20 protein-coding genes are annotated in these 21,288 nt (G+C 66.1%); 11 read left to right on the forward strand and 9 right to left on the reverse strand.

What is annotated here, in order from left to right; translation table 11 throughout:
* The first annotated feature begins 17 nt into the window (after positions 1-17).
* Entirely contained in the window at positions 18-401 is a 384-nt protein-coding gene (locus tag BDOA9_RS06565) for a response regulator (RefSeq protein ID WP_025033145.1), read from the forward strand.
* Positions 402-404: 3 nt separating this feature from the next.
* On the opposite strand, the gene BDOA9_RS06570 is transcribed toward BDOA9_RS06565, so the two are convergent.
* The gene (locus tag BDOA9_RS06570) at positions 405-1,946 is read right to left on the reverse strand and encodes an alkaline phosphatase D family protein (protein WP_025033146.1); all 1,542 of its coding nucleotides are present in this window, start codon (positions 1,944-1,946) and stop codon (positions 405-407) included.
* A gap of 120 nt (positions 1,947-2,066) precedes the next feature.
* On the reverse strand, positions 2,067-3,512 hold the full coding sequence (locus BDOA9_RS06575; protein ID WP_025033147.1) for a TAXI family TRAP transporter solute-binding subunit: 1,446 nt from the start codon (positions 3,510-3,512) through the stop codon (positions 2,067-2,069).
* Between the two features lie 152 nt (positions 3,513-3,664).
* Here BDOA9_RS06575 and BDOA9_RS06580 point away from each other — a divergent pair, with 152 nt between their 5' ends.
* Both BDOA9_RS06580 and BDOA9_RS06585 read left to right on the forward strand, forming a co-directional pair.
* Complete coding sequence (locus tag BDOA9_RS06580; RefSeq protein ID WP_025033148.1) at positions 3,665-3,955, forward strand: 4a-hydroxytetrahydrobiopterin dehydratase; 291 nt, start codon at positions 3,665-3,667, stop codon at positions 3,953-3,955.
* A gap of 100 nt (positions 3,956-4,055) precedes the next feature.
* Positions 4,056-4,448, forward strand: coding sequence for a YkvA family protein (locus BDOA9_RS06585; protein ID WP_025033149.1), 393 nt, complete (start codon positions 4,056-4,058; stop codon positions 4,446-4,448).
* 30 nt (positions 4,449-4,478) lie between these two features.
* Here the strand turns inward: BDOA9_RS06585 and BDOA9_RS06590 are convergent, their stop codons facing one another.
* Positions 4,479-5,453, reverse strand: coding sequence for an NADPH:quinone oxidoreductase family protein (locus tag BDOA9_RS06590; RefSeq protein ID WP_025033150.1), 975 nt, complete (start codon positions 5,451-5,453; stop codon positions 4,479-4,481).
* 138 nt (positions 5,454-5,591) lie between these two features.
* Here BDOA9_RS06590 and BDOA9_RS06595 point away from each other — a divergent pair, with 138 nt between their 5' ends.
* The 6 genes from BDOA9_RS06595 to argG all read left to right on the forward strand — a co-directional run bounded on the left by BDOA9_RS06595 (position 5,592) and on the right by argG (position 11,552).
* Positions 5,592-6,431: an SDR family oxidoreductase gene (locus BDOA9_RS06595; RefSeq protein ID WP_025033151.1), complete on the forward strand. Its 840-nt coding sequence runs from the start codon at positions 5,592-5,594 to the stop codon at positions 6,429-6,431.
* Between the two features lie 116 nt (positions 6,432-6,547).
* Positions 6,548-7,222 (forward strand): invasion associated locus B family protein, encoded by a 675-nt coding sequence (locus BDOA9_RS06600; protein ID WP_025033152.1) that lies wholly within the window; start codon positions 6,548-6,550, stop codon positions 7,220-7,222.
* 186 nt (positions 7,223-7,408) lie between these two features.
* The gene (gene rlmN, locus BDOA9_RS06605; protein ID WP_025033153.1) at positions 7,409-8,611 is read left to right on the forward strand and encodes a 23S rRNA (adenine(2503)-C(2))-methyltransferase RlmN; all 1,203 of its coding nucleotides are present in this window, start codon (positions 7,409-7,411) and stop codon (positions 8,609-8,611) included.
* 163 nt (positions 8,612-8,774) lie between these two features.
* Positions 8,775-9,269 (forward strand): hypothetical protein, encoded by a 495-nt coding sequence (locus tag BDOA9_RS06610; protein WP_025033154.1) that lies wholly within the window; start codon positions 8,775-8,777, stop codon positions 9,267-9,269.
* A gap of 77 nt (positions 9,270-9,346) precedes the next feature.
* Positions 9,347-10,123, forward strand: coding sequence for a phosphatase PAP2 family protein (locus tag BDOA9_RS06615; protein ID WP_025033155.1), 777 nt, complete (start codon positions 9,347-9,349; stop codon positions 10,121-10,123).
* A gap of 91 nt (positions 10,124-10,214) precedes the next feature.
* The gene (argG, locus tag BDOA9_RS06620; RefSeq protein ID WP_025033156.1) at positions 10,215-11,552 is read left to right on the forward strand and encodes an argininosuccinate synthase; all 1,338 of its coding nucleotides are present in this window, start codon (positions 10,215-10,217) and stop codon (positions 11,550-11,552) included.
* A gap of 17 nt (positions 11,553-11,569) precedes the next feature.
* Here the strand turns inward: argG and BDOA9_RS06625 are convergent, their stop codons facing one another.
* On the reverse strand, positions 11,570-12,205 hold the full coding sequence (locus tag BDOA9_RS06625) for a TetR/AcrR family transcriptional regulator (protein ID WP_025033157.1): 636 nt from the start codon (positions 12,203-12,205) through the stop codon (positions 11,570-11,572).
* Between the two features lie 233 nt (positions 12,206-12,438).
* On the opposite strand from BDOA9_RS06625, the gene BDOA9_RS06630 reads away from it, so the two are divergent.
* Together BDOA9_RS06630 and BDOA9_RS06635 are read left to right on the forward strand one after the other, a co-directional pair.
* Positions 12,439-13,395 (forward strand): homocysteine S-methyltransferase family protein, encoded by a 957-nt coding sequence (locus BDOA9_RS06630; protein ID WP_025033158.1) that lies wholly within the window; start codon positions 12,439-12,441, stop codon positions 13,393-13,395.
* Positions 13,396-13,523: 128 nt separating this feature from the next.
* Positions 13,524-15,281, forward strand: coding sequence for an alkaline phosphatase (locus BDOA9_RS06635; RefSeq protein WP_025033159.1), 1,758 nt, complete (start codon positions 13,524-13,526; stop codon positions 15,279-15,281).
* A 65-nt stretch (positions 15,282-15,346) separates the two neighbouring features.
* On the opposite strand, the gene BDOA9_RS40010 is transcribed toward BDOA9_RS06635, so the two are convergent.
* The 5 genes from BDOA9_RS40010 to BDOA9_RS06670 form a co-directional block, all read right to left on the reverse strand.
* A complete protein-coding gene (locus BDOA9_RS40010; RefSeq protein WP_244521575.1) occupies positions 15,347-16,444 on the reverse strand; it encodes an OmpA family protein in 1,098 nt (365 codons plus the stop codon).
* A 1,200-nt stretch (positions 16,445-17,644) separates the two neighbouring features.
* Positions 17,645-17,887 carry a hypothetical protein gene (locus BDOA9_RS39375; protein ID WP_025033160.1) on the reverse strand — a complete coding sequence of 81 codons (243 nt, stop codon included), beginning with the start codon at positions 17,885-17,887 and terminating at the stop codon, positions 17,645-17,647.
* An 83-nt stretch (positions 17,888-17,970) separates the two neighbouring features.
* Positions 17,971-18,357 (reverse strand): VOC family protein, encoded by a 387-nt coding sequence (locus BDOA9_RS06660; protein ID WP_025033161.1) that lies wholly within the window; start codon positions 18,355-18,357, stop codon positions 17,971-17,973.
* A 25-nt stretch (positions 18,358-18,382) separates the two neighbouring features.
* Positions 18,383-19,207: an FkbM family methyltransferase gene (locus BDOA9_RS06665; RefSeq protein ID WP_025033162.1), complete on the reverse strand. Its 825-nt coding sequence runs from the start codon at positions 19,205-19,207 to the stop codon at positions 18,383-18,385.
* 104 nt (positions 19,208-19,311) lie between these two features.
* A complete protein-coding gene (locus BDOA9_RS06670) occupies positions 19,312-21,267 on the reverse strand; it encodes an ABC transporter ATP-binding protein/permease (protein ID WP_025033163.1) in 1,956 nt (651 codons plus the stop codon).
* Positions 21,268-21,288: the final 21 nt, after the last annotated feature.

Genomic DNA, 21,288 nt, shown 5'->3' on the forward strand with positions numbered 1-21,288 from the left:
CAAACCAAGATGCGATCATGGCACCCGCACCCTCCAATGGCACAGGCTGGCCGGCCGATGTTCTGATCGTCGAGGATGATCCGATTATCGCGATCGATTTCGAGGATCGCCTGCTCGGATTTGGTGTGTCCGCCGTGCGGACGGTGAGCTCGGTGACGCAGGCGTTGGACGCCATCGCGAAGCGGACACCCGATTTCGCGCTGCTCGATGTCGAGTTGATCCGCGAGACGAGCTTTGCGATCGCCGAGCGGCTGATCGCGCTGCAGGTTCCGTTCGTGTTCGTCACCGGCTACGGCGCCGAGGCGCGCATTCCCTCTGAATTGGCGAGCCGGCCGCGGCTGCAGAAGCCGTGCTCGAGCGAGGCGCTGGAGGCGGCGCTGCGGGCGCGCGCCGCTAATTAGCGATCAGCTCTGCTTCGGATCGAGCGTGGTCGACCACAGCGCGACGTCGGCGCGGTCGCGCAGGGTCACCGTCATCTGGCCGGAGGCGCCGTCGATCTTGACGTGACCGAAGAACTGCATGCCCGCCGACGGCGGCAGGTTCTGGCTGTCCTTGCCCGGCGCCTTGACGAAGCGCACCTCGGGACCAAAGGTGTTGTCGAGCGCGTTCGGACCGAACGTGCCCGCGTGCAGCGGGCCCGAGACGAATTCCCAGAACGGCTCGAACTCCTGGAATTGCGCCTTGTTCGGATCGTAATAATGCGCGGCGGCGTAGTGCACGTCCGCGGTCAGCCAAACCGTGTTGCTGATCGGCGCCATCTTGATGAAGCGCAGGATGTCGGCGATCTCGAGCTCGCGGCCACGCGTGGGGCCGTCGCCCTGCGCAACGGCTTCCGAGCCGCCCTTCGGCGTGTCGGAGACGATCAGGCTGATCGGCATGTCGGACGCGATCACCTTCCATGTCGCGCGCGAATTGAGCAGGCCGCGCTTGAGCCAGGCGATCTGCTCCGGGCCGAGGAAATAGCTGGCGGGGCCATAGGCGGTTTCGAGATTGGCGCCGTTCGGCCCGCGATAGCTGCGTTCGTCGAGCACGAACACGTCGAGATGCGGGCCGTAGGAGATCTGGCGATAGACCCGGCCGGGCTCGGTGATGCTCTCCCGCATCGGGTACATTTCGTGGAAGGCGCGGCCTGCGCGGGCCGTGAGCAGCGAGATGTCGCGCACCTTGTAGGCGGCCGGCAAGTCTTTCGAGAGCGACCAGTTGTTGGTGACCTCGTGGTCGTCCCACTGCACGAAGATCGGCACCTCGGCATTGAAGGCGCGCAGATTATCGTCGGTGAGATTGTATTTGTGCGCGGCGCGAAACTCGTCCAGCGTCTCGGCGACCTTGGCCTTCTCCGGGATGGTGAGGTTCTTCCAGATCTTGCCGTCGGCGAGCTTCACCTCGGGTTGGATCGGGCCGTCGGCATAGATCGTGTCGCCCGAGTGCAGGAAGAAATCCGGCCGGTGCTTGCGCATGGTCGAGAAGGTGAGCATGCCGCCGTCGTCAGGATTGATGCCCCAGCCCTGCCCCGCGACGTCGCCGCCCCAGACGAAGCTGACGTCGCGGCGGTCGGCTGGCGCGGTACGGAAGCGGCCGGTCACCGCCTCGCCCTCGATCGCGCTGTGGGAAAGATCGCGGAAGCGGACGCGATAGAAGATGTCCTGGCCGGCCGGAAGATTTTCGACGAGCAGCTTCGCGGTGAAGTCGCTCTCGGGCAGCGCGGCGATCGGCGGCAATGCACGGGCGTCCCTGAAGGACTCGGTGGTCGCCACCTCGACCAGCATCTGCGATGGACGGTCGGCGCGCGCCCACACCACGCCGCCATCGACGGTGACGTCGCCTGATTGCACGCCGTGGGTGACCGCCGGCCGGTCGGCCGCGCGCGAAAGATACGGCATCGCCACCGTGCCGAGCGCACCGGCGCCGGTGGTGAGGAAGCGGCGGCGGGAGAACTTGATGTTCATGAATGGCTCCGAAGCCGAGCTTTAGGAAGCGCGTCATTCCGGGGCGCGTGGTCAGGCGCCTCGGAATGACGGAAGCTATATTGAGACAATGTGACGCAGCAATAACGCGCGCAAGCGCGCTCAGGCGTTGCCGGCGGCCCGGAATTGCGCGCCGGCCCGCTGCAGGTTGTGCGGCAGGCTCATCAGCACCGTCTTGCGGTCGGCGACGGCGGCGTGGAATTGGTCGAGTGCGATGTTGAAGGCGGTGAGCGCGCCTTCCTCGATCGCACCGTGATCGTAGCAGCGCAGCGTATCGCGCAGGATGTCGTCGGCTTCGGTCTGCATCTGGTCGAGCTCTTCGGTGGTCTCGCATTTGCGCGCGGCGGCGATCATGTCGAGCAGACGTTCGCGCTGATGATTGCTGCTGTCGCGCTCGTCCTTCTTCAGATAGCCGGCAAACCATGCGCCGATCGAGCCCATGGCGGACAGCGCCATCAGGCCCCACCAGATGTAATCGCTATACTTGTCGAGAAAGGTTTTCTCCTCGCCGTCGACGAACGCGGCTGCACCCGGATGCACCGGGATCACGGCGTCCTTGTCGGTGTCGGGCGTCTCGATCTTCGCCGCCAGCGGGAATTCGGTCACCAATTGCTGCCGCACGGCGAACAGCTGGCGCGTGAACGCCGCGATGGTGGTTTCGGAGACGCCTTTGCGCGCCACGATGTGGTGCGCGAAGCTGATGGTCTTGACCTCGTCCTCGGGTCGAGCGGGCGAACCCCCGTAGGTGCCGGCAGGGATCTCCGAGGCTTCGTAGACGGGATGGTTTTGCGCGATCGCGTCCGCCGAATCGATGGCGAGGAAGGTCGGCGTGCCGCCTTCCTTGATCGATGCCGCGATCGCGTCGGCCGTGATCTTGCTGTTGACCGGGCCGGCAGCGAGGTAGACGTCGGCCTTCTGCGCCTTGATCGCCTCGGCAACTTCATTGGCGGGAAATTGCACGATCTCGACCTTGGCCGGGTCGACGCCGTATTGCTGGAGGATCACCTTGAGCAGATTGACGTTGGCCTGGGTGCGGCCGACGACGCCGATGCGATGGCCGGCAAGCTGCGCGATCTTGGTGATCTTCGCGCCCTTCTTCTTGCCCTTGGCGGGCACGGACCACAGCACCACGACGTTCTTGCGCAGGGTCGCGACCGCCTGTGCGTTCTTCGGCACGTCGAGGTCGCCGCGCACGATCGCGAGGTCGACCTTACCCTCCGCGAGCGCATTGGCGCTGGCGGTGGCACCGTCGGTCTGGATCGGGCGCAGCCGCACCTGGCTCTTGTGTTGTGCGAAGCCTTGCGTCAGCGTCTGCACGACCTTGACGTCGTCGCTGTTGGCAGGACCGACCGCGATCCTCAGCGTCACCGGTCGCATCGCGGAATAGTAGCCGCCGGCGAGTGCGCCGATGATGGCGAGGACGAGTGCCAGAGACACGAGCGCCGTCTTCCGCGCCGCCGATCGCGGCGAAGGCGGAGGGGGCGCTTCGGCCAGGTCCAATCCCCCGGTCATCGATCTCCCAAACAGGCGCTTCAGGCTCAGTTTCATCTTGGCCGGCGATCTACGCCCACAACTGTAGCAAATTTCTTGTCCGGCGGGGTTACATCTCCGTCATGGTTAGCGGATGGAGGAAATCCCCGTGTGAACCCGGGCGTCAGCACGGTGTTAGGGTAAAGTTCCCCTGAAGGATGGAGAGGGCCATGGCAGAGCGGCTCACGGCGGAGGCGCGGAGGCAGGCGCTGGGCGGACTTGCGGGCTGGACCGAGGTTCAGGGCCGCGACGCGATCGGGAAAACCTTTGTCTTCAAGGATTTCAACGAGGCGTTCGGCTTCATGAGCCGCGCCGCGCTGGTCGCCGAGAAGATGGATCACCACCCCGAATGGCGCAATGTCTACAAGACGGTGGAGGTGGTGCTGTCGACCCACGATGCCGGTGGCGTCACCGCGCGCGACATTGCGCTGGCGAAGGCGATGGACGCGATCGCCGGCTGACACCAAGCTGACGTCTTGCAGCGACCGGACGCATCCCCATCTTGTGATCAGCCGGGATGCGGCGGTCCGCCGCCTCCCGCAGAACGGGGAGCATGTGAGCATGGCTGCCGAGCACAGCGTCGGCTTCGAGCCCGCCGATCGGCTCGCGGAAGATCGCGAGAGCGTGCGCCGCCGCTTCTGGCGCAAGCTGAAGCGGGTCGCTGCGCAGCTGCCGTTCGCGGAGGATCTGCTTGCCGCCTATTACTGCGCATTCGACCGGCAGACGCCCCGCCACGTCCAGGCTTCGCTGTTAGGCGCGATCGCCTATTTCATTCTGCCGTTCGACTTCGTCGCGGACGTGATGCCGATGCTCGGCTTCGCCGATGACGCCGCCGTGCTCGCCACCGCGATCCGCATGGTTGCCGGCCACATCACGAACGAGCACCGCGAGGCCGCCCGCGCCGCGCTGAGGCGTGGGGTTAGCGAGGCGGACGGCAAAGCAGAAGTCGCGTAGCCTTACGCGACTTCAACCACCTGCATCAGCTCACGGATGCAGGATGACTTTGCCCATGGCCTGGCGTCCCGCCAGCACCTTCAGTGCGTCCGCCGTCTGAGCCAGCGGGAAGGTGCGGTCGACATGCGATGAGATCTTTCCTTCCGCGGTCCACTTCACGAGCTTCTCGAGGTTGGCGCGGTTCTTCTCCGGATTCTGCCGGGTCCAGGCGCCCCAGAACACGCCGCGAATATCGCAGCCCTTCAGCAGCGCGAGGTTCAGCGGCATCTTCGGAATGTCGCCCGCCGCAAAGCCGATCACGAGGAAGCGGCCCTCCCAGGCGATCGAGCGCAGCGCCTGCTCGGCATAGGCGCCGCCAACCGGATCGAAGATGATGTCGACGCCCTTGCCGCCGGTGAGCTTGCGCAGGCCTTCCTTCAAATCTTCCTTGGCGTAGTTCAGCGTCAGCTCGGCGCCGTGCGCCTTGGCGAATTCGAGCTTCTCGTCCGACGAGGCGCAGGCGATCACCTTCAGCCCCATCAGCTTGCCGAGCTCGCAGGCCGCAAGGCCAGTGCCCCCGGCCGCACCGAGGACGGCGAGCGTCTCGCCCGGCTTGGGGCTGGCGCGATCCTCCAGCGCGTGCAGCGCGGTGCCGTAGATGATGATGATGCCGGCGGCGCGGTCGTAGTCGAGATTGTCGGGGATTTTCACGATCGAGGCCGCCGGCAACGCGATCTTCTCGCGCGCGCCATTGTGGCCGCAGGAGGCGACGACGCGATCGCCGACCTTGAGGTCAGTAACGCCGGAGCCGATGCTCTCGATCACGCCGGCAACTTCCGCCGCCGGCGAGAACGGGAATGGCGGCTTGATCTGGTACTTGCCCTGTATCATCAGGATGTCGAAGAAGTTCAGCGCCGCGGCCTTGATCGCGATCACGGCTTCGCCGGGACCGGCCACCGGATCCGGCACGTCAGCCAGAACGAGGTCGTCGGGCTGGCAATATTGCGAGCAGAGGATGGCTTTCATGGCGGCACCTTGAGGACGTTTCGGGTGGATTTATAGTTTGGCCGTTTCTGCCGGATTTAGGCAGTGGCGACAATCCGGATTCTTTGCCCAAAGCGCTGCACAGACCTATCCTCCGTCCGCGGAGAAAGGATTCAAACGATGTTTGAAACAGGCCTGCTCGCGAACAAGCGCATCCTCGTCACCGGCGGCGGTTCGGGCCTCGGCGCCGCGATGGGCCGTCGCTTCCTCGCGCTTGGCGCCGAACTCGTGATCTGCGGCCGCAAGCTCGACCGGCTCGAGGCAACGGCGCGCGAGATGCGCGAAGAAACGAGGGGCAAGGTCACCGCGATCGCCTGCGATATCCGCGACGGTGCGGCGGTCGACAGCATGATGGATGCGATCTGGCGCGAGGCGCCGCTCGACATCCTCGTCAACAATGCTGCTGCCACCTTCATCGCACAGAGCGAGCATCTCTCCTTCCGCGCCGCGGACGCAATCCTGGCGCCGACGCTGCATGGTGCGATGTATTGCACGCTCGGCGCCGGCAAACGCTGGATCGAGGGCAAGCATGGCGGCGTGGTGCTCTCGATCCTCTCGACCTCGACCATCACCGGCCGCGCCTTCACCGTGCCGTCGGCGATGGCGAAGTCGGCGGTGCTGGCGATGACCAGGAGCCTCGCAGTGGAATGGGGGCCGAAGGGCATTCGCACCGTCGCGATCGCCCCGGGTCCGTTCCCGACCGCGGGTGCCTCAGGGCAGCTCCGTCCCGAAGGCCGTGACGACAACTGGGCCGCGCGCAATCCGCTCGGCCGCGTGGGCGAGCACGGCGAGCTCGCCGACCTCGCCAGTTTCCTAATCTCGGACCGCGCCGCCTACATCAATGGCGAGATGGTGGTGATCGACGGGGGCGCCCATTTGCGTAGTTCCGGCGCTGAGGACCTTCTCGGCTGGAGCGAGGCGCAATGGGCCGAGCAGCGCGCCGCGCGAGGCAAAAGCTAGCTGTTGCCAGCCTGCTAACTGCCTTCCCAAATTGGACTTTCCCGGCTATCCCTGGCCGGGGACAACGCGCGCTCGGGCCATCTTCCAGTCACAATATTGAGGGAACCACTCCAGCCATGTGGCGGGTGCTGATTTTAGCTTTGATGACTGGCGTGGCGGCCGGCGGAATCGCCGTTTCCGCACGGGCGCAGACCGCGCAACCGGCGCCCAAGCCCGGTTCTGCTCCAAAAGAGGCGGCACCCAGGCCGGCCGCGCCGCCGGCCAACACCAACACGAACGGAAAGGTGACTCCGAAGCCCGAGAGCAAGCCGGCGGCACCGCCCGCGGGGGTTGCGGGCGGCGCGGAGCCGACCCTGATCGGCCAGTTCGGCACCTGGGGCGCCTATTCGGCGACGCCGAACGGCAAGAAGGTCTGCTTCGCGCTCGCAAAGCCGTCGTCGTCGAAGACCAACCCGCCGAACCGGCCGCGCGATCCCGCTTACGCCTTCGTCTCGACCCGGCCGGCCGAGAAGGTCAACAACGAAGTCTCGGTCATGATCGGCTATGCGCTGAAGCCGGGCTCGGAATCGACCGTCGAGGTCGGCGGCGCCTCCTTCGCCATGTACACGCAGGGCGACGGGCTCTGGATCAAGAACGCGGCCGAGGAGGAGCGGATGGTCGAAGCCATGCGCAAATCCGCCGATCTCGTCGTCAAGGGCATCTCGGCCAAAGGCACCGAGACCACCGACACGTTCTCGCTGAAGGGCCTCGCCCAGGCGCTCGACAAGATCGCGCAGGATTGTCGGCGGTAAGACTGCAGGCGTTAAGCTTCCGGGCGATGAGGTCGCAATCGGCGGGTCCGGTTGCTATATAGGGGTATCCCAAAGGTGCAGCCGTCATGGCCGGGCTTGTCCCGGCCATCCACGCGCTGGCAACGGGCGAGAAAGAATGTGGATGCCCGGACAAGCCCGGGCATGACGAGAGATATCAGGCAACCAATGCAACCGACGACCGAGCCGCACAACGCCATCCTGGTGGAGAAGACCCCGCTCGAAACCTATGTGCCGCCGGCGAAGCCGTCGCTGGTCGGCCTGTCGCGCACCGAGCTTGCCGATCGCCTCGGCGACATCGGCGTCGCGCCGGCCCAGCGCAAGATGCGCGTGCAGCAGCTGTGGCACTGGATCTATTTCCGCGGCGCCCAGAGTTTTGACGAGATGACCTCGATCTCGAAGGGCATCCGCGCCGATCTCGCTCAGCATTTCACCGTGGACCGGCCCGAGGTCGTGGCCGAGCAGATTTCCAACGACGGCACCCGCAAATGGCTGCTGCGTCTGCCGAGCGGCGACAATGTTCAGAAGGCGCATGAAGTCGAGTGCGTCTACATCCCCGAGACCGACCGCGGCACGCTCTGCGTCTCCTCGCAGGTCGGCTGCACGCTGAATTGCTCGTTCTGCCACACCGGCACGCAACGGCTGGTGCGTAACCTCACCGCCGGCGAGATCGTCGGCCAGATTATGGTCGCGCGCGATCGCCTGAACGATTGGGCCGACCGCGAGGACGGCACGCGCCGCGTCACCAACATCGTGATGATGGGCATGGGCGAGCCGCTCTACAATTTCGACGCGGTACGCGATGCGCTCCTGATCGTCGGCGACAACGAAGGCATCGGCATCTCCCGCCGCCGCATCACGCTGTCGACCTCGGGCGTGGTGCCGAACATCGTGCGCGCCGGCGAGGAGATCGGCGTCATGCTCGCGATCTCGCTGCATGCGGTGCGCGACGAGTTGCGCAACGAGCTGGTGCCGCTCAACCGCAAATATCCGATCAAGGAGCTGCTGCAGGCCTGCCGCGACTATCCCGGCGCCTCCAACGCGCGCCGGATCACCTTCGAATATGTGATGCTCAAGGGCGTCAACGATTCGCTCGACGATGCAAAACTGCTGGTGAAGCTGCTCAAGGGCATTCCGGCCAAGATCAACCTGATTCCGTTCAATCCCTGGCCCGGCACGGCTTATGAGTGCTCGGATTGGGACCAGATCGAAAAATTCTCCGAATACATCTTCAACGCCGGCTATTCCTCGCCGGTGCGCACCCCGCGCGGCCGCGACATCCTCGCCGCCTGCGGCCAGCTCAAGTCCGAGACCGAAAAGCTCTCGGCGCGCGAGCGCCAGGCGCTGCGCGCCATGGCGATGACGGATTAGGTCGGGATGCCCACGCTCCCGCTTCCTCGTCATTGCGAGCGCAGCGAAGCAATCCAGGATCTTTCCGCGCCGGCAGTCTGGATTGCTTCGCGGAGCCTGTCATCGGGCCGCGCTTCGCGCGGATCCGTTGGCTCGCAATGACGGTGGAATTGGCATTTCAGTCATGTCCCTGATCGGCCGCCTCATCGTCATCTTCATCGGCTTCCTGGCCGCCTGTTTCGTCGGCGGCATGATCGTCGTCGGCGCGCTGCTGTTTCCGGAGTTCGCCGATCTCGGCGCAGGTCCCGTCGACCAGGGCGCGATCGACATCCTGCTCGGCTTCGGCTTCATCTTCGTCTCGGGCTTCGCGCTGGTGCCGGCGGCCGTGATCGTCGCGATCACCGAAGCGCTCTACATCCGAAGTGCGATCGCCTATGCCGTCGGCGGCGGCCTCGTCGGGCTCGCCTGCTATCTCGGCCTCGTTCCCTTCCACGCCGATACGCTGCAGTTCGAAGGCATCGTGCGGCGCCACCTGGAAATCATGACCGGCGCCGGCATCGTCGCCGGCGTGGTCTACTGGCTGATCGCCGGCCGCAACGCCGGCGCATGGCGCATCCCGCCGCCCCCGCGCAAACCGCCGCCGCCATTGCCGTCGAATTCAAGGCCGGATGCAAGGTGACTTGCTTACCCTCCAGGGGAGGATGGGCGCTTTCTCCGGGGTTTCCATCCCCGTCCCACTCCGCTAAACCGCGCGCCATGAACCGGACCGGACTCTTCATCGCCTTGGCGTTGTGGCTCGTGATCGGCGTCGTCTTCGGCGTCTATCCCGAGCTCGACCTCAAGCTCGCTTCGCTGTTCTTTGACCCCGTGACCAGGACGTTTCCGCTCAAGCTGAACGAATGGGCCGGCTTTGCGCGCGATGCGGCGATGTGGATCGCCTGGGCCTTCGCGCTGCCCTCGATCGTCGCGCTCGTGGTCAAGATGATCCGGCCCGACCGGCCGCTGCTGGTGCCGGGGCGCACGGTCATCTTCCTGCTGGTGACGCTGACCATGTCGGCCGGCATTTTGACCAACCTGACGTTCAAGAACTACTGGGGCCGTCCGCGTCCGGTGGTGGTGACCGAATTTGCCGGCGATCAACAATTCGTGCCGTGGTGGGATCCGCGCGGCGCTTGCGGACGCAATTGCTCGTTCTTCTCCGGCGAAGGGGCGACGGCATTCTGGACGCTGGCGCCGGCCGCGCTGGCGCCGCCGCCGTGGCGGCCGCTCGCCTATGCTGCCGCCGTGGTGTTCGGCGCCGTCACCAGCGGCCTGCGCATGGCCTTCGGCGGGCACTTCTTCACCGACGTGTCGATCGCCGGCCTCGTCACCTTCGTCGTGATCTGGTTCGCCTACGCTCTGATCTATCGCTGGCCGCGGACGCGGTTCTCGGACGAGGCGGTGGATGCCGCCCTGACCCGGCTGAACATGCCCGCCTACCGGCTCCGCCAGCGCCTCTTCGGCCGCAAGGCCGGCCCCGAGCCCTCGGTTTGAGCCATTAAGGGGGTGCCGAACCCCGCGAAATTTGATATTCGCGCGGTCAAATCCACCCGTCACATCAGCCTGAGACCCGATTGGAAGCGCCATGACCACGATCCTGAAGAGCCTGCCCAAGGGTGAGAAAGTCGGCATCGCTTTTTCGGGCGGTCTCGACACCTCTGCGGCGCTGCTCTGGATGAAGCAGAAGGGCGCGCGCTGCTACGCCTACACCGCCAATCTCGGCCAGCCCGACGAGGCCGACTACAACGAGATCCCACGCAAGGCGATGGAGTTCGGCGCCGAGAACGCGCGCCTGGTCGATTGCCGCACGCAGCTGGTCCACGAGGGCATCGCCGCGATCCAGTCCGGCGCCTTCCATATCTCGACCGGCGGCATCACCTATTTCAACACCACGCCTCTGGGGCGCGCCGTCACCGGCACGATGCTGGTCGCGGCCATGAAGGAGGACGGCGTCAACATCTGGGGCGACGGCTCGACCTTCAAGGGCAACGACATCGAGCGCTTCTACCGCTACGGCCTGCTCACCAATCCCGGCCTGAAGATCTACAAGCCCTGGCTCGACCAGCAGTTCATCGACGAGCTCGGCGGCCGCGCCGAGATGTCGGCATTCATGACCGCGCAGGGCTTCGCCTACAAGATGAGCGCCGAGAAGGCTTATTCGACCGACAGCAATCTGCTCGGCGCCACGCACGAGGCCAAGGATCTCGAAAGCCTCGACAGCGGCATCAAGATCGTCAACCCGATCATGGGCGTGCCGTTCTGGCGCGACGATTGCGCCGTCAAGGCCGAAAAAGTCGTGGTGCGTTTCGAGGAAGGTCAGCCGACCGCGCTCAACGGCCAGACCTTCTCCGATCCGGTCGCGCTGTTCCTCGAAGCCAACGCCATCGGCGGCCGTCACGGCCTCGGCATGAGCGACCAGATCGAGAACCGCATCATCGAGGCCAAGAGCCGCGGCATCTATGAGGCGCCCGGCATGGCGCTGCTGCACATCGTCTATGAGCGCCTCGTCACCGGCATCCACAACGAGGACACGATCGAGCAGTACCGCATCAGCGGCATGCGCCTGGGACGCCTGCTCTATCAGGGCCGCTGGTTCGATTCGCAGGCGCTGATGCTGCGCGAAACCGCACAGCGCTGGGTCGCCCGCGCCGTCACCGGCGAGGTGACGCTCGAGCTGCGCCGCGGCAACGATTATTCGATCCTCAACACCGAGAGCCCCAACCTCACTTATGCGCCGGAGCGGCTCAGCATGGAGAAGGTCGAGGACGCCGCGTTCACGCCGGCCGACCGCATCGGCCAGCTCACCATGCGCAACCTCGACATCGCCGACACCCGCACCAAGCTCGGTCTTTATTCGAAGACCGGCCTGTTGTCGGGCACGGAGGGCTCGCAGATCTTCAGGCTCGAGAGCGACAAGGGTTGATCATCGTCGCGATCGTGCTACGGGCTGTTCGAGAACTTTGCCGGCTCTGCGGCGAATATCAGCTTCACACAGCTGCGGAACAGCAGGATTTGTCGCTCCAGCCGCTTCGGGTCGTTGAGCGTCTTCGACATGATGATCGCGCCGTCGACCACGCATGAGATCATCTCGGCGAGATCGTCGAGGTCGATGGCCTCCCGCGGCGGATAGACTGCGGCGATGCCGTCGAGGATCGCGCGAAAATGCGCATTCCAGCTCCTGACCGATTGCGCGGTCAGGTCGCGAACCTGGCGGTCGAACAAGCGCTCCTGATAGCAGATGCTGGCGATCAGGCAGCCGGGATGGCCGTTGGGCAGATCGGCCATGATCTCGGCGAGCAGCTTCAAAGAGATCAGGAAGGACTGGAGCGGGTCGTCCGAGAGCTCATGTCCCCGCCTGAAGATGTCGTCGAACAGCCGATCGTTCGTTTCCACGTAGCGGCGCAGCATCTCCCGCGCGAGCGCGTTCTTGTCCCTGAAGTGATAGAAGAAGCCGCTCTTGGTCAGTCCGGCCTCGGCGATGACCTCGTCGATCGAGGTCGCGGCGAAGCCCTTTGCGAGCACCGCCGATTCCGCGATTTCGAGGATGCGTTCGCGCGTCGTTTCGCCCTTTCCCATCGGCTCCTCCAAAACCACACCTAAGGTGCGGATTCCGCTGCGCGCAGCAAACGCCCCCAACTGAGGGCCGCGCGCAAGCTCCTGATTTGTCATCTGTTTGCGCTCGGAAGTTCAGCCGCACCATCAGGCTTCTAGAGCAGCGCGACATTATGCGGCACCAATGGCCCGAGACCGAGTGCGGGCACGACGCGACCGAACGACGAGCGCGCCCCGTGCAAATGATGGAGCGATCAATGTCCAGATACAGACACCGCCTGCCGCAGCACCGCGGCGGCGTTTTCCTGACCGACGGCGGCATGGAAACCACCCTGATCTTTCACGAAGGGCTGGAGCTGCCTCATTTCGCGGCATTCGTGCTGCTCGACAGCGCGGATGGGCGCGCGCACCTGAAACGCTACTACGAGGCCTATCTCCGCATCGCGCGGCAGCATGGGCTCGGCTTCGTGCTCGACAGCCCGACCTGGCGCGCCAACCCCGATTGGGCTGCCAGGCTCGGCTACGATGCGGCCGGGCTCAGGTTCATCAACATGCGCTCCATCCGCCTTCTGAAGGAATTGCGCGACGAATGGGAGACCTCCGGCGCGCCATGCGTGATCAGCGGCGCGATCGGGCCGCGCGGCGACGGCTACAAGGCCGGCAACATGGATGCGGCGGAGGCGGAGGCCTATCACTCGGCTCAGATCGCGGCCTTTGCCGAGGCAGGCGCCGACATGGTGACCGCGTTCACGCTGAACAGCATCAACGAGGCCGTAGGCGTGGTCCGCGCGGCCAAGCGGCAGCAGATTCCGGTCGCGATCTCCTTCACGGTCGAGACGGATGGCCGCCTGGTCAGGGGCGAGTCCCTGCGCGAAGCGATTGAAACGGTCGACGAGGCGACAGAGCGGGCCTGCGAATATTTCCTGATCAACTGCGCGCACCCGACCCATTTCGAGACCGCGCTCGCGGGCGGCGAGGCATGGGTTCAGCGCATTCACGGCGTCAGAGCCAATGCTTCAACCAAAAGCCACGCCGAGCTCGATGAGTCGGAGACGCTCGACAGTGGTGATCCCGCGGATCTCGGCCGCCGTTACCTTTCGCTCCGGCGCGCATTCCCGGGCATGCGGATTCTCGGCGGCTGTTGCGGCACCGATCACCGGCATGTCGCCGCCGTTTGCGAGGCCTGCCTGCCGACAGAGGCGTTGACCGCGTGACAAGCGTTCACGGCCCTGGCGTGAGGCCCTTTGCCACCCGGCGGGGCAACACGTGACTTAATGACCGTGTCATTTTCGATCGCTACGCTTGCGGTTCCTGTCGGAAACCGGATCGCGGAGCATCGAATATGGCCAAGAGGTCGGCATTCGCCTCTCTCATCGTCCTCTGTTGGACATCGTCGTTGTCGGCGCAGACGATCTATCCGATCGATCGTGCCGAGATCCTCGCTGGGGCCAAGTTCGACTTCAAGGTCGAGCTCCCCGGGCTGGTCGATCCCGCCAAGCTGAAAGTGACGGTGAACGGCGCGGATTACGCGGCCGCGTTCGGCGGCTCCGGAACCTTCGTCGAGCGCGAGGACGGCAAGGAGCAGTCGGCCCTGATCCTGCGCGACGTCACGCTGACCAAGCCGGGCAGCGTAAGCGTCGACGTGAGCGACAGCACGCGCCAGCGCAGCGTCACATGGACGGTTTACGACACCGGCCCGCGCAAGGCGAAGAACGTCATCCTGTTCATCGGCGACGGCATGTCGCCGGCGCATCGGGTCGCCGCGCGGATCCTGTCCAAGGGCATCTCGGAAGGCAAGAGCCGCGGCAAGCTCGCCATCGACGACATGCCCCATATGGCGCTGGTGGCAACCGCCGGCTCGGACTCGATCATCACCGATTCCGCGAACTCGGCGAGCGCCTACGCGACCGGGCACAAGAGCGCCGTCAACGCCCTCGGCGTCTACGCCGACCGCACCGCGAGCCCGTTCGACGATCCCAAGGTCGAAACTATCGCCAGCCTCGCCAAAAGACAGCTCGGCATGGCGATCGGCATCGTCACCAACACCGAGATCGAAGACGCGACGCCGGCGGCGATGGTCGCGCACACCCGCCGGCGTGCCGCCTATGACGACATCGTCGATCAGTACTTTGCGGAGAAGCCGGATGTGCTGATGGGCGGCGGCAGCGCGAATTTTCTGCCGAAGTCGGCCGCCGGCTCCAAGCGCAAGGACGAGACCGACTACATCGCGAAGTTTCGCGATGCCGGCTATCAGGTGGCGACCACCGCGGGCGAGCTCAACGCCTCAGCCGCAAAACAGGAGACCAGCCGGCTGCTCGGCCTGTTCGCCACCGGCAACATGGACGGCGTGCTCGACCGCAAATTCCTGAAAGGCGGCGGCGTCAAGAAATTCCCCGAGCAGCCTGATCTGACCGAGCAGGTCAAGGCGGCGCTGAACGTGCTCTCCAAGAACGAGAGCGGCTTCTTCCTGATGGTCGAATCCGGACTGATCGACAAATATGCGCATGTCCTCGATATGGAGCGCGCCGTCTACGACACGATCATGCTCGACAACGCGGTGCGCCAGACGCGCGAATGGGCACGTGCGCGCGGCGACGACACCCTCATCCTGGTGGCGGCGGACCACAATCATCCGAACAGTCTCGTCGGCACGGTGAATGACGACATGGGCACCACGCCCAACGTTCCCTTGCGCGAGCGCGTCGGCGTCTACGACAAAGCTGGATTTCCCAATTATCCGGCGCCGGACGCGGAAGGCTATCCGTCACGAATCGACGTGAGCCGCCGGCTCGCGATCTTCTCGGCCAGCCTGCCGGATCATTACGAGACGTTTCGCCCGAAGCTCGACAATCCCAACGAGCCGACCGTCAAGGCCGGCGACGACGGCACCTTCAAGGCCAACGACAAATACAAGGATGTGCCGGGTGCGGTGCTGCGGCCGGGCAATCTGTCGGCGCTGGTCGGCGCCAGCGTGCATTCGGGCGAGGACGTCATCCTGACCGCGACCGGACCGGGCAGCGAGCGCGTGCAGGGCTCGATGGACAATACCGAAGTGTTTCGCGTCATAGCCGACGCGCTCGGGCTTGCCGCCGCGCAATAGCTGCGACACCTGCCAAACAAAAATGGCCGGGAGCGATCCCGGCCATTTTCTTTCTGCGAAAGGTCTTACTGGCGCGGCGGAGGCGCCGCGCTGGCCTGGCCGCCGTTGAGCAGCGGCGTGATGCGGCGGACGGTGACGCGCCGGTTGATCAGGCTCGGGCCTTGCGTCTGCTCCTTCAGATATTGCTCGCCATAGCCCTGCGACGTCAGGTTCTCCGCGGGCACACCGAATTGCTGCGTCAGCAATTCGGCTGCGGCCTGCGCGCGGCGGTCCGACAGCGACAGATTGTCGACCTCGTTGCCGACCGCATCGGTGTGGCCCTCGATCAGGAACACCTCCTGCGGGTTGGCCTGGAGCGCCTGGTTGATGCCCTCGGCGATCACTTGCAGCCGCGCCGCCTGATCCGGCGGAATGGTCCACGATCCCGTCTCGAAGGTGATCGTGTTGACGTCGATGCTCGGCATCTGCATGCGAACATTCGGGCTGTAGCGGATCTCGTCGAGCGAGTAGCGCCGATCGATCCGTTGCACCGGCGGTGCCTGCATGGTCGCGTAGATCACGTCCGGCGATGCGTCCTCAGCGCTGACGATGTAGCGATCATAGGGGATGTTCACGACCGGCGGCGGCAGGTCCACATAGAAGCCGCCGACGGCACGCGGATCGCGGTAGCTGTTGTCGATGATGACGATTTCACGCCCGCGGGGGTCCCTGCGGATGCGCCGCAGCAGCCGGCCATCGGCGCCGACGACGGTGATGATCTCGCTGCCATCGGGACGGATCACGACGGTGCGGGTTTCGCCGCCGACGGTGTCGGTGCGGATGTCGCGCGCGCCGTAGCGGAAGCGATAGAGATCGTTGCCGCGGACATAGGCCTGCCCGCCCGGATCGCGGATGATGATGCGGTCCGGCTCGGTGTAGATGGTGCGGCCGCCTTCGACCACCTCGCGGCGCTGGTTGTGGATGTCCGCGATGGTGGCGCCGATCACGGCGCCGGCCACCACGCCCGCGCCGATCGCGAGCGGCGTCAAGTCGCGCTGTTGCGGACGCGGCGGCGGCGGCAAGGGCGCTGCGACCGTCGGCGCGGCGCGGAAGGCCGGCGCGACCGTCGGCGGTCTGTATTGTGCCCTGTCGGGCGGCGGCGCTGCGGCGGGCGTGCCGGGCACCACGGTCGGAGCCGCGGCGCCAGCGGGAGGCGCTGGCGGTCGAGCAGGGGCACCAGCCTGCGGCGGCGCAGCCGGAGCCCCGGCGGCGGGCGCGCTGGCAGGGGGCGTTCCACCCTGCTGTCCTGGGGCTGGCGTTGCCGTCGGGGCCGGAGTTGCGCCGGGCGCGGGTGCTGCCGATCCCGGACGTCCGGGCGGCGGAGGGGGCGGCGTGCTGCCGGGCGCGGGCGTCGCCGTTGGAGCGGGCGTTGCGCCGGGCGCGGGTGATCCCGCCGGCGGCGGCGCGCCAGGACGTACGCCGGGCGGAGGTGCGCCGGGGCGACCAGCCGGCGGTGCGCCGGGCGTGCTGCCTGGAGCCGGCGTTGGTGTCGCCGTTGGAGCCGGCGTGACTGCCGGCGTAGGCGCGCCGGGGCGGGCCGGGGGCGCGGCTGTCGGAGCAGGCGGTGTTGCCGTCGGCGCAGGCGCAGGTGTCGGCCGGGCCGGCGGAGCCGCTGCGGGAGGGGGCGGCGGAGGGGGTGGAGTCGGTCGAGCCGCAGGCGGCGGCGGGGCAGCGGGACGCGCGGCAGGAGGCGGCGGTGGCGGTGTCGGGGCGTGCTGCTGTGGGGCCGCGGCCGGCGGCGGCGAAGGCTGCTTCGGAGCAGCAGGCGGCGGCGGGGGCGCGGAGGCGCCGGACGGGCTGCAGGGGGTAGCGGGGGTCGCGGAGGTTGCCGGGCGGTCGGCAGGGGAGGCGGAGGCGGCGCTGCCGGACGCGGCGGGGCGGCTGCCGGCGGGGAGCTGCAGGCGGATGAGGCGGTGCTGCCGCGGGCGGCGGAGCCGCGGGGCGTGCGGGTGCTGCAGGCGGCGCCGCGCCCGGCGGTCCCTTCGGCGGCTGCTTCGGTCTTCCGTCAGGGCCCGTGTCTTGCGGCTGGGCCTGCGCGACGACGAACGGCGCGGCGTCTTGCGCATGCGATGCGGTGTTGGCCAATTGCATCGCGGTCAGAGCCGTCGTCGCAAGCAGCACGAAACGAACGTTGGTCATGGTGGTGAACTTCCCCGGAAGGTTCTTTGTCGAAGTGTTGCGATGAACGGCTACGCGTTAGGCCGCAATGTGGCGGGCGTTGCAACCGCGGCCCGATTTATTTCTGCACGCAAATCATCTCACTATGGCAACGTTCATTGCGCATTCAGACGCCGGTTGCAATCGCCTTACACTGATTGGCCCTTTCACGCGTGATCTCGCGATGGAATTGCATCCGTCGCAGGATTGGGCGTGAGCGGTCCATTCGGGCCGCGCGATGGAATCTCTTCAGGCATGCGACCCGGCAATTCGTCGGGCCGCGGCGGCGAGCCGGGCTCGCGCACCGGCGGCGTGATTTCGGGCTGCGGATTGCCGGGCGGGATTCCGGGCGGTGGCTCAGTCGGCGTACCGGGCGTCGAGGGCGGAATCTCGGGCGGTTCAATCGGCATCGGCACCATCGGGATCGTTGTCCAGAGAACGACAACGACGATGCAGCGCCGATGTTCCGCGTCACATCGCTTCGAAGCCCGGTTTATTCCGGCGCGTGGCAGACCGCTTCGATATTGTGGCCGTCGGGGTCGAGCACGAAGGCGCCGTAATAGTTCGCGTGATAATGCGGGCGGATGCCGGGCGGGCCGTTGTCGCGGCCGCCGGCCGCCATCGCGGCCTTGTAGAAGGCATCGACCGTGGCGCGGTCCTTGGCTGCGATGGCGACATGCACCGGCTTGTTCATCGCACCTTTCCCGTCGATCCAGAAATCCGGCTTGCCGTCGGCTCCGAAGCCGGCTGCTGCGGCGTGACCGGTCTGCTCTTCCGTCACTTCCATGATCAGGCTGTAATCGAGCGGAGCCAGTGCTCTGGCGTAGAACGTTTTCGCGCGCTCATAGTCGGAGACGGACAAGCCCAAATGGTCGATCATCGCTAACCTCCCTTGTTCGCCCCTGTCAGCGGGACAGAAACGTATTGCTTCGTGTCTTGCGCACGATCGTAAAGCCGCGCCCGACCATGTCGGCAATACAATCCTGCTGCCATTCGTTTTGTGACAGATGCTCGATCACCACCGCGCGCGGCCAGAGCGATTGCGGCGCGTCGCGGAAGAAGCCGATCAGCACGCGGTCCTCAAAGCCCTCGACGTCGATCTTGAGCGAATCGACCTGCCCGACGCCGGACTCCTCCAGGATGCGCATCAGGCGCAGCGACGGCACCTTGATGGCCTCGGCACTGGCCGTGCCGGTGACGACGTGGGTGGCGCCGAGATTGCCGCCGCCGCTCTCGATCATCAGCTCGCCGTCGCGCTCGCCCGCGGCGGCCTGCACCAGGCGCACCTGCGGCGTCTTCGACGCGGCGTGGTTGAAGGCGAGCCGTGCGAATGTCAGCGGATGCGGCTCGATCGCCACCACTGTTCCTGTTGGACCGACCTGCCGCGCCATCACCAATGCAAACGTGCCGACATTGGCACCGACGTCGACGAACGTGCCGCCCGCGGGCGTGTGCTGGCGCAGGAAGTCGAGCTCGTCGAGATTGTAGTCGGGATTGAACAGCGCGCCGCGCTCGGTCGCGCTGCCCTGGTGATGGAAGCGGAACGAGGCGCCCTGATATTGCACGTCGACAGGGCCTCTGCGCAGCAGGTTGACCAGCCGCGACATCCAGGGCCGGAACGCGCCGCGCTTCAGCCCTGACGCTTGCGCGAGGCGAATGATTGCGGCCTGCGCCGCATTGGGCGCGAATGCGCCGAACGGCGCGGACGAAGGTGCATTGTCGGACGTCAAGCAGCAGATCCTCTTTGCAGGCGCCGCATGCATAGCCGGTTTTGATGGGGGCCACAATTTCGGTGTCGTGGCGGACAAGCGCGCTTGTCCGGGACGACAGTGCCTCACGCGGCTTTCTTCGGGACCTTGCGTTGCCGCAGAAACCGCCCGAGCAATCTGCGCTTGCCCTTGCGCGGAATCAGGTCGATATCGCTGACGAGCCTGGCGCCGCCCTTGCGCCGCTCCAGCACGATCTTGCGGCTGTGGAAAGCCTCCAGCTCGGCGCGATGCGCGACGCTGACGATGGTCGCCTTCGGCAGTTCCTCCGTGATCATCTTCATCATCTTGTCCTGGCTCTTCTCGTCGAGCGCCGAGGTCGCCTCATCGAGCACGACAATGTCGGGGTTGTGCAGCAGGAGCCGCGCGAAGGCGAGGCGCTGCTTCTCGCCGCCAGACAAGGTCTGGTCCCACGGTGCTTCCTCCTCGATCTTTTCCTTGAGATGATCGAGGCCGACCTTGTGCAGGGCTTCGCCGATCTCGTCCAAAGTCCAGTGGTCGGCCGCGCCGGGATAGGCGACCGCCCGCCTCAGGGAGCCGGAGGGCACATAGGGCCGCTGCGGCAGCATGAACAGCCGCCGATCGGCATGGAAATTCACGCTGCCGCCGCCCCATGGCCAGAGGCCGGCGATGGCGCGCACCAGCGTGCTCTTGCCGGTGCCGGATTCGCCGGCGACCAGGAGCCGTTCGCCGGGCTCGATCACCACTTCGGTCTCACCGACCACGGCGGTGCCGTCATCGAGCGTGACCGAGAGATCCTTCAGCTCCAGCATGGCCTCGTTGCCGGTCTCGCCGCGCTTGATGCGGCCGAGGCCGTCGCCCTGCTCGGCGCGCTCGAGGCCGTCCAGCGACATCATCAGCGAGGCGATGCGGCGCGCACAGGCGTTCCAGTCGGCGAGCCGCGGATAATTGTCGACCAGCCAGCCGAACGCGCTCTGCACGATGGTGAAGGCAGATGCGGCCTGCATCACCTGCCCGAGCGTCATGCTGCCGTCGAGGAATTTTGGCGCGCAGAGCAGAAGCGGCACAACCGGCGCAACGAGGCTCGATCCGTGCGACACCAGCGTGGTGCGCATGTGCTGGCCGGCGAGCCCCGCCCATTGCCGCAGCACGTTCGTGAAGTTGCGATCGATGCCGTCGCGCTCCTCCTCCTCGCCGCCGAGCAGGGCGATGCTCTCGCCGTTCTCGCGCACCCGCGTCAGGGTGTAGCGGAAGTCGGCTTCCGCCTGGTTCTTGTCCTCGGAGACCTGCACGAAGCGGCGGCCGATCACCAGGATCGAGCTGGAGGCGATCGCGGCGTACAGCATCGCGGCGATCACGAGGAAGCCGGGAATGGTCACCGACGAGCCGCCGAGCGTGACGGTAAGTGCCCCGCCGATGGTCCAGAGCACGACGATGAAGGTGACGGCCGACAGCAGCGCGGAGGTGACGCCGGCCAGGAAGTCGACGGGGGAGTCGGTAGCAATCCGCAGATCCTCCGCGATCCGGTATTCCGGATTCTGGTGATCGCCGCCGACCAGATTGAGCTGATAGTAACGCCCGTTCTTGAGCCACCGTGTCAGCACGCTCGCGGTGAGCCAGGCCCGCCAGCGCCGCTGGATGCCCATGCGCGCGAACACCTGCACGACTGCGAGCACGATGCTGCCGATCGCGAGCGGGAAGAACATCGCGGTGAGATGGAAGACGCTCGCCGCATCGCGCTTCTCGATGGCGTCGAAGATCGCGCGATTCCAGACATTGATGCCGTATTGGAAGCCGACGGTCAGCACGATCAGCAGGCCGAGACCGATCGAGAACGGCCAGGCGAGGCGGTCGCCGTTGCGGCCCCAGAAACCGCGGGCGCTGATCCAGAACCGCGTCAAGAGATAATCCTTGCGGACCTGCTCGGCTTCCTCGGCTGACAATTCGGGATCGGGTTCGACCAGCTCGGGCGGCGGCGGTGTCACGTCGTCGCCGTTCTCGCCCTGGATATCGATGATGGGCGGCTTCTTGCCCTGTTCGCGCGTCGCGGCCGGCTCGTGCATGAGCGGACAACGCGAAGGGAA

The sequence above is a fragment of the Bradyrhizobium sp. DOA9 genome, assembly GCF_000617845.2.
Classification (GTDB): domain Bacteria; phylum Pseudomonadota; class Alphaproteobacteria; order Rhizobiales; family Xanthobacteraceae; genus Bradyrhizobium.